Raw genomic sequence first — 7,163 nt, forward strand, 5'->3', positions numbered from 1 at the left:
GTCTCACCGCAGTTGACGCGCGACCGGATGCCTGTTCCACTGGGGCCATGCATCCGCAGCAGCTCGTCACGCGCTCCCACATCGACTTCGGTCGCGTGTGGTCCTCCTCCTGTTGAGCCGACCCGCTGTTCTGCCCTGCCTGCGTGTACCTCTCCGCGGCGCCTTCACATCCGGACACCCCGTGGGTGCCTGAGCTCTCCCCTCCCCTCGCCTTGCCCTTGTGCCCTCCTTCGCCCTGAAGGACCGTCATGACCTTCGCGTTGTCCGTGCACCGGACCACGACCGCAGACCCGCTCGCCCGTCCGCTCTTCGAGGAGCTGGCCCACGAGTACACGACCCGGTACGGCTCCCCGCACGATCTGACCAGCTACCCGCCGGAGGAGTTCCTCCCTCCCCACGGCGCCTTCCTGCTCCTCCTGGAGCAGGGCCGGCCCGTGGCGGGAGGGGCCTACCGCCGCCACGACGACCACACCGCCGAAATGAAGCGGATCTGGACGCACTCGGCGCACCGCAGGCGCGGGCTCGCCCGCCGCGTCCTGACGGTGCTCGAAGGGGAGGCCGCCACGCGCGGCTACTCCCGCGTCTTCCTGACGACCGGCCCGCGCCAGCCGGAGGCCCGGGGCCTCTACCTGGCGAGCGGCTACCGCCCGCTGTTCGACGTGACCGCCGATCCCGAGTCGATCGGCCCGCTGCCGTTCGAGAAATTCCTGGAGAACCCGAGACCATGAGCACGCGCACGAGTTCCGCCGCCCGCACCACCGTCGCGTTCGCCCTGATCACCGCCGCCACGCTCACCCTCACCTCGTGCACCGGGGGCGGGCCCGCGACGGCCCCCGCCGGTGCCTCGGGGGCGCCGGGGGCGGCGAAGGGCGCTCTCCCGACCGAGGACGTGGTGTCGGCGGTCCGGAAGAACGAGACCGCGGCGGCGCTGCTGCCGGCCGAGGTGCGGAAGCGGGGCAGCCTCACCTTCGCAGCCTCGGTCGCGACCCCGCCCAGCTCCGCCTATCTGCCCGACGGCAGGACCGTGGTCGGCGTGGACGCCGACTTCTCGGCCGCCGTGACGAAGGCGCTCGGCCTGGAGCTCAAGCGGGAGGTCGTCGGCTTCGAGGCGATCCTGCCGGCGCTCGGCAGCGGCAAGTACGACGTCGGCACCGGGAACTTCGGTGTGACGGAGGAGCGTCGCCGGACGATCGACTTCGTGACGTACGTCAACGACGGCCAGGGGTTCGCGAGCCGTTCGGACAGCCCGCTGAAGGCCGTCACCGACCTCACGCAGCTGTGCGGTCTGAAGGTGGCGGTGAACGCCGGCACCACCTTCGAGCGGACCCTGGAGAAGAACAGGGGGCGGTGCGCGGAGGCCGGCAGGAAGCCGTACGAGGTGAACGTCTACAGCGAGACGGGCGCGATCTGGATGTCGCTCCGGCAGGGCCGCAGCGACGTCGTGATGAACACGATCAACGGCGTGCGGTACGCGGTGACGCAGCAGCAGAACGTGAAGTTCCTCAACGAGTACCGGCGGCTCGACGTCGGGTTCGCCTTCAGGAAGGGCACGCCGCTCGCGCCCGCGTTCCAGGCCGCGGTCAACGGGCTGAAGGCCGACGGGACCTACGACCGGATCCTGCGGAAGTGGGGCGTGACGGCGTCGGGCATCGCGCGGTCGGAGATCTCCCCGCCGGAGATCCCGGCGCCGACGAAGTAGCGGCGCCAAGACCCGGCGGCACGTCAGCAGTCGCAGCCGCAGTCACAGTCGCAGCAGCAGCCGTCGCCCTCGCCGCACGAGGAGCAGTTGCTGCAGCAGTCACAGCAGTCGCAGCAGCTCCCGGGGTCGCACTGCTGGCAGAGCCCTTCGCGCCGCCGGCGGCTCCAGGGGTCCTCGAAGCTGCCGCAGCACATCTGGCAGGTGCAGGCGAGGCCGACCCAGAGGGCGCAGCCGGCGATGAGCCCGCGGCGGTTCGGGGGTCCGGGCGGGAGCGGCCCGCCGGGACCACCGGGGCCGCCGGGGCCGGGGGCGTGGGGCCCTCCGGGGCCGGCCGGGCCGCCGGGGGCGTACGGGTTGCCGGGGGCGTACGGGTTGCCGGGGGCGTACGGGTTGCCGGGGCCCGGGCCGTGCGGTGCGGCGTACGGGTTACCCGGCACCGGTCCGTGCGCGTGCGGGGCGGTGCCGGGTCCCTGCGCCGCCCCGGTGTGCGAGCAGGTCGTCGTGCCGAAGGCGCGGTCCACGGAGGTGCGCAGCTCGTGGGCGAGGAGGACGTGGACCAGCGTGCCGTCGGCGAACTCGGCGTCCTTCAGGGCGAGGCGTATGCCGTGCAGGGCGTCGTCGGCGAGGCGGCGGGCCTCCGCGCGGGAGGTGCCGGTCGCGGTGAGCGGGTTCCAGGCGCCGCTCGCCGCGTCGGCGCTCTGGTCCTCGACGGCGTCGAGGAGGTGGGCGAGCCGGCCGAAGAGGCGGCCGGCCTCGGCGAGCGGCGCCGCGTTCCCGGGGCGTCCGGCGAGGACGGCGGTGTGGGCGAAGGCGGCCGCGGTCGCGGTCTCGGTCGGTTCGGTGACGGCGAGCAGCGGGGTGCCGGGGCCCGCGAGAGCCTCGATGCCGGTCTGCCGGTCGACCGCGTCGACGAGGACGGCGGTGTCGAAGCCGAGCGAGCGGCCGGTCCTGGCCCCGGCCCGGTCCCAGGAACGGGCGACCCGGCGGGCGGCCGCGGCGACGGGCCGGCGGGCCAACAGGCCGTCCCGGTCGGCGACGTGGTCCCGTACCTTCGCCGAGGCGAGGACGAGCGAGACGGCGGCGGCGAGCCGGGCGCCCTCGCCCCGGGCGACCGGGGCGGTCCGCATGCCGCGCAGCGGGCAGGGGCCCGCGGTGCGGCGGCCGCTCTCGACGGCGCCGGTCTGAGCCTCCGTCAGGACCGAGACGATGAGGCCGTCGTAGTTGGTGACGACCCGGGCGAACTGTCCGTGGTCGGCGCGCAGGGCCAGGCAGAGGCCGCAGAGATGGGCCATCCACTCGACCTTCAGGCCGTCGGTGAGCCGGTGTGCGCAGGGCCTGACGATGCCGAACAAGTGACTCCCCCGTGGATGGTGCGACGTGCCGCCGTGCGGCCTCGCGGCATCGTAGCGAGCCGGCCCGTTCACCCGTACGCGCCCACCGTCACCCTTCCGGCCCGACTTTCATATTTTCAGCTACATGGCCCTCCTTCAGGGCCCGCATACCGCAGGATTCCTGACGAATCGCCAGGAAACGGCCCTCACGTTCTGCACCAGTACCGTCACGAATCCCCTGCGCGGCGCCTATCCACTTGGCGCGCGATCCGCATCATGGACGACGATGGGTATTGCGGAACCACAAGTGACCGCGCTGAAAGGAGGCGTCCATGGGATCGGTGCGCAAGGCGAGTGCCTGGCTGGGACTCGTCGAGGACAACGACGAGCGTTACTACGACGACGAGTACGCCGACGGTGCCGAGAGCGGCGACGCCTGGGTGACGGACCCCCGGGTGCGCGTCGCGACGGACACCGCCGAGGAGCGGGGCCGCCGGATCGCCACGGTCTCCCCGGACGGTTTCCGGGACGCCCGGAGCATCGGCGAGCTCTTCCGGGACGGCGTTCCGGTGATCGTGAACCTGACCGCCATGGAGCCGAACGACGCCAAGCGCGTCGTCGACTTCGCCGCCGGCCTCGCCTTCGGCCTGCGCGGCTCGATCGAGCGGGTGGCCACGCGGGTCTTCCTGCTGACCCCCGCCGACACCCAGATCGTCACCGGCGAGTCCGGCCGCCGCCGGCAGGACGGCTTCTTCAACCAGAGCTGACCGGGTCCGCCGGCCCGGCGCGGCGCCTCCCGGGGATCCGGGTCAGTGCGCCGGGCGCCCCGAGCCGGCGGGCTCGATCGCCTCCCGGGTCGCGGGCACCCGCGGCTCGGCCCGCTCCGGACGCCCGCCCCGCTCCGCCGCCTCGGCGGCCGCCGCGTCCGGCACCCCGGCGCGCTCCGCCGCCGCGCGCCCGGCGAGGGACGCCGCACCGGCCGAGTCCGTGTCGGCGACGGGAGCCGCCGCGCCCCCGGGCCGCCCGCCGCCCGTTCCGCCCGGCGCCTTCTCCGGTGCCGCCGCCCGCGGCTTCGCCGGCTCCGGCACCAGGATGTCGGTGTACTCCGCCTCCGGCCCGTGGGGATCCGCCGGACACTCCATGACGCGCGGCAGCCGCCGGGCCATCAGCGCGCCCAGGAGCAGCAGGCCGGCGCTGACGCAGAGCGTCACGTGCAGGCCGGTCACGAAGGCGTGCCGGGCCGCCTGGTGCAGGGCGCCGCCGGCCGCGCCGCCGAGCTGGTCGGCGACCTGGTAGGCCTCGCCGAGCGAGTTCGCGGCCGCCCGGCTCGCCTCCGCGGGCACCCCGGGGACCCCTGCGAGGCCGGGTGCGTACGCCGCGTTCATCACGCTGCCGAGCAGGGCGATGCCCATGCCGGCGCCGAGCTGGTACGAGGTCTCGCCGATCGCGGCCGCGCCGCCCGCGCTCTGCGGCGGCGCCTCGCTGAGCATCGACTCGTAGGCCGAGAAGAGCGTGGTCTGCAGGCCGAAGCCGAGCAGGACGAAGCCGACCGTGAGCAGCAGCGGACGGTCGTGCTGTCCCATCAGGGTGAGCAGCAGCACGGCGGCGGCGGTGAGCACGAAGCCCCAGCCGACCATCCGGCGCGGACCGATCCTGCGCAGCGTGTACGAGCCGGTGGCCCCGGCGGCCATGGCGGCGAAGGTGAGGGGCAGCAGCCGCAGACCGGTCTCCAGCGGGCTGAGCCCGATGACCAGCTGGAGGTACTGGACGGCGATGAGCTCCAGGCCGACCAGGGCCAGCATGCCGATGACGATGCAGCCGACGGAGGTGGTGAAGGCCGCCCGGGAGAAGAGCCGGAGGTCGATCAGCGGGTGCGGGCGCCGGCGCTGGCGCCGTACGAAGAGGACGAGGAGCGCGGCGCCGACGAGCAGGGGTCCGGCGGTCGGGAGGGCGAGCAGCGGGTCGCCGGCCCCCGCGCGCTTCACGCCGAGGACGCAGCCGAGGACGCCGGCCGCGGCCATGAGGGCGCCGAGGACGTCCCAGGGGCCGTCGGCGCCGCCCCGGGACTCCGGGAGGAGCCGCCGGCCCAGCGGCAGGATGAGCGCCATCAGCGGGATGTTGATGAGGAAGACGGAGCCCCACCAGTAGTGCTCGACGAGGAAGCCGCCGAGGACCGGTCCGGTGGCGGCGCCGATGGCGGCGACGGCGGTCCAGATGCCGATGGCGGTGGCGCGCTCGCGCCGGTCGGGGAAGACCGTCCGGAGGATGGAGAGCGTCGCCGGCATGATCATCGCGCCGCCGACGCCGAGCAGCGCGCGGGCCGCGATGAGGACCGAGGGCTCGGTGGCGAGGGCGGCGATCGCCGAGGCGATGCCGAACAGGGCGTAACCGAGGAGGAGGACCCTCTTGCGTCCGACGCGGTCGCCGAGCGTGCCGAAGAGGATCAGCAGCGAGGCGCAGACGAGCGGATAGGCGTCGACGATCCAGAGCAGCGCGGTGGAGCTGGGGCGCAGGTCCTCGGTGAGCGAGGGGACGGCGACGTGGAGGATGGTCGCGTCGAGGGCGACCAGGAGGAGACTGACGCAGAGGACGACGAGAACGACCCAGCGGTTGGTGCTTCTGCCGGCAGCGGCACGGAGTGGTCCTTGGGCCGTGTTCGTCCGCGACATGTACGTACCTCCCAGTGAAGCTCTCGCGCTCGGCGGGCCCCGACCAGGGCTTATGCCCTCGGGGCGGCCCGGCATCGACGGGCGAGTGAGCCGTCAGCGTACGCGAGTTCAAGCCCCGAGCGCGTGGTGCAGCTCTCACCTCGACGGAGCTCGCGGTGTGGCGTACGCCACTCCGGACGCCCCGCGCGTCGCATGGAATTCCGTACGGACGTCTGTGTGAGGAAATTCCGTCGCCTTCAAACACCCTTCCGAAAGAGGCCCTTCGGCAATAGGGCGGAAGGTCATCCGATTTTCCGACGGACGTCTGGAATAGACCACTCGACGAGACCCACTCCACATCACATGGTCATCACGAAGGGAGCGGATCGACCGGGTCTGCTTCTCACTCCCTGTAACGTCGATTGGGTGCGTACCGACATCTTTGCCCGGCTGGACCGGGAGCCGGAACCGCCGAAGATAGAGGTCCCGCGGATGACCCGCACGCGTCTCGCCCTCTTCGGCGGGACGTCGGCGTTCTATCTCGCCATCGTCGTGGCCGTGCTCCTGTCGACCTGGCTGGTGACCCTCGACTGGAAGATCATGCTCTTCCGGCCGTACCAGCAGTGGCCGGAGATCCACGGCTTCCTCGACTACTACGTCGTCCTCGGTCAGCGCGGCCCCACGGCCGTCATGGTGGCCGCGTGGCTGGGCTGGCGCTCCTGGCGCCAGCACACCCTGCGGCCGCTGCTCTGCCTCGGCGCCGCGCTGCTGCTGCTGAACGTCTCGGTCGGCGCGGTCAAACTCGGACTCGGCCGGCTCGGCCCCCACTACGCGACCCAGGTCGGCTCGGCCGAGCTCTTCGCCGGCGGCGACATATTCCCCTCCGGTCACACCGCCAACGCGGTCGTGACCTGGGGCATCCTCGCCTACCTGGCGACCACCCCGCGGGCCCGGCGCTATCTGTCGGCGCTCTCCGCCGTGGTGGCGCTCGGCGTCGGCCTCACCACCGTCTACCTCGGCACGCACTGGCTGAGCGACGTCCTGCTGGGCTGGGCCGCCGGACTGCTGGTCCTGCTGGCGCTGCCGTGGTGCGAGCCGTTCCTCGCCGTGGCGGAGTCCTGGATCCTCGCCGCGCGCGACAGCCTGCGCGAGCGGCTGCGCGACCGCCGCCGGCTGGTGCCGTCGCTGCCCGTGGCCTCCGGAGGCCCGCGCCCGGGGTTCTTCCCGCCGCGCCCGCCGGGGACCGAGGAGCCGGTCCGCGATCCGGTCCGCGAGCCCGTGGGGGTGGCCGGCGGCCGGCGCACCCCGGCGACCCGCGGCTGACACGTCCCGCACGTCAGGGAAGGGCCCCGGCCGCACCGGCCGGGGCCCTTGCGTGTGCGCGGGGGCCCTGGAGCCGTCCCCTGAGGGGGCTCCCCACAACCAACCAAAACTCACAAAACATATGTGTGGGGAAAAAGGTTGCTGCTTTCTTTTTCGGCCCCT

The 7,163-nt window shown here is 73.2% G+C and carries 6 protein-coding genes; 4 read left to right on the plus strand and 2 right to left on the minus strand.

What is annotated here, in order from left to right; translation table 11 throughout:
• The first annotated feature begins 248 nt into the window (after positions 1-248).
• Positions 249-728 (plus strand): GNAT family N-acetyltransferase, encoded by a 480-nt coding sequence (locus ACZ60W_RS02540; RefSeq protein ID WP_469753479.1) that lies wholly within the window; start codon positions 249-251, stop codon positions 726-728.
• The gene (locus ACZ60W_RS02545) at positions 725-1,699 is read left to right on the plus strand and encodes an ABC transporter substrate-binding protein (protein ID WP_469753480.1); all 975 of its coding nucleotides are present in this window, start codon (positions 725-727) and stop codon (positions 1,697-1,699) included. Before ACZ60W_RS02540 ends, ACZ60W_RS02545 begins: the two co-directional genes overlap by 4 nt.
• A 23-nt stretch (positions 1,700-1,722) precedes the next feature.
• On the opposite strand, the gene ACZ60W_RS02550 is transcribed toward ACZ60W_RS02545, so the two are convergent.
• A complete protein-coding gene (locus ACZ60W_RS02550; RefSeq protein ID WP_469753481.1) occupies positions 1,723-3,051 on the minus strand; it encodes a DUF5685 family protein in 1,329 nt (442 codons plus the stop codon).
• 311 nt (positions 3,052-3,362) lie between these two features.
• Here ACZ60W_RS02550 and ACZ60W_RS02555 point away from each other — a divergent pair, with 311 nt between their 5' ends.
• Positions 3,363-3,797: a cell division protein SepF gene (locus ACZ60W_RS02555; protein ID WP_469753482.1), complete on the plus strand. Its 435-nt coding sequence runs from the start codon at positions 3,363-3,365 to the stop codon at positions 3,795-3,797.
• Positions 3,798-3,839: 42 nt separating this feature from the next.
• On the opposite strand, the gene ACZ60W_RS02560 is transcribed toward ACZ60W_RS02555, so the two are convergent.
• The gene (locus tag ACZ60W_RS02560) at positions 3,840-5,699 is read right to left on the minus strand and encodes an MFS transporter (protein ID WP_469753483.1); all 1,860 of its coding nucleotides are present in this window, start codon (positions 5,697-5,699) and stop codon (positions 3,840-3,842) included.
• Between the two features lie 471 nt (positions 5,700-6,170).
• On the opposite strand from ACZ60W_RS02560, the gene ACZ60W_RS02565 reads away from it, so the two are divergent.
• Entirely contained in the window at positions 6,171-7,001 is an 831-nt protein-coding gene (locus ACZ60W_RS02565) for a phosphatase PAP2 family protein (RefSeq protein ID WP_469753484.1), read from the plus strand.
• Positions 7,002-7,163 lie beyond the last annotated feature (162 nt).

It is taken from the genome of Streptomyces sp. NPDC104202, from assembly GCF_055584185.1.

Bases quoted from the DNA above. Each gene is read 5' to 3' on its own strand.
- ACZ60W_RS02540 (WP_469753479.1), top strand. From the start codon at position 249: ATGACCTTCGCGTTGTCCGTGCACCGGACCACGACCGCAGACCCGCTC.
- ACZ60W_RS02545 (WP_469753480.1), top strand. From the start codon at position 725: ATGAGCACGCGCACGAGTTCCGCCGCCCGCACCACCGTCGCGTTCGCC.
- ACZ60W_RS02555 (WP_469753482.1), top strand. From the start codon at position 3,363: ATGGGATCGGTGCGCAAGGCGAGTGCCTGGCTGGGACTCGTCGAGGAC.
- ACZ60W_RS02560 (WP_469753483.1), bottom strand. From the start codon at position 5,699: ATGTCGCGGACGAACACGGCCCAAGGACCACTCCGTGCCGCTGCCGGC.
- ACZ60W_RS02565 (WP_469753484.1), top strand. From the start codon at position 6,171: ATGACCCGCACGCGTCTCGCCCTCTTCGGCGGGACGTCGGCGTTCTAT.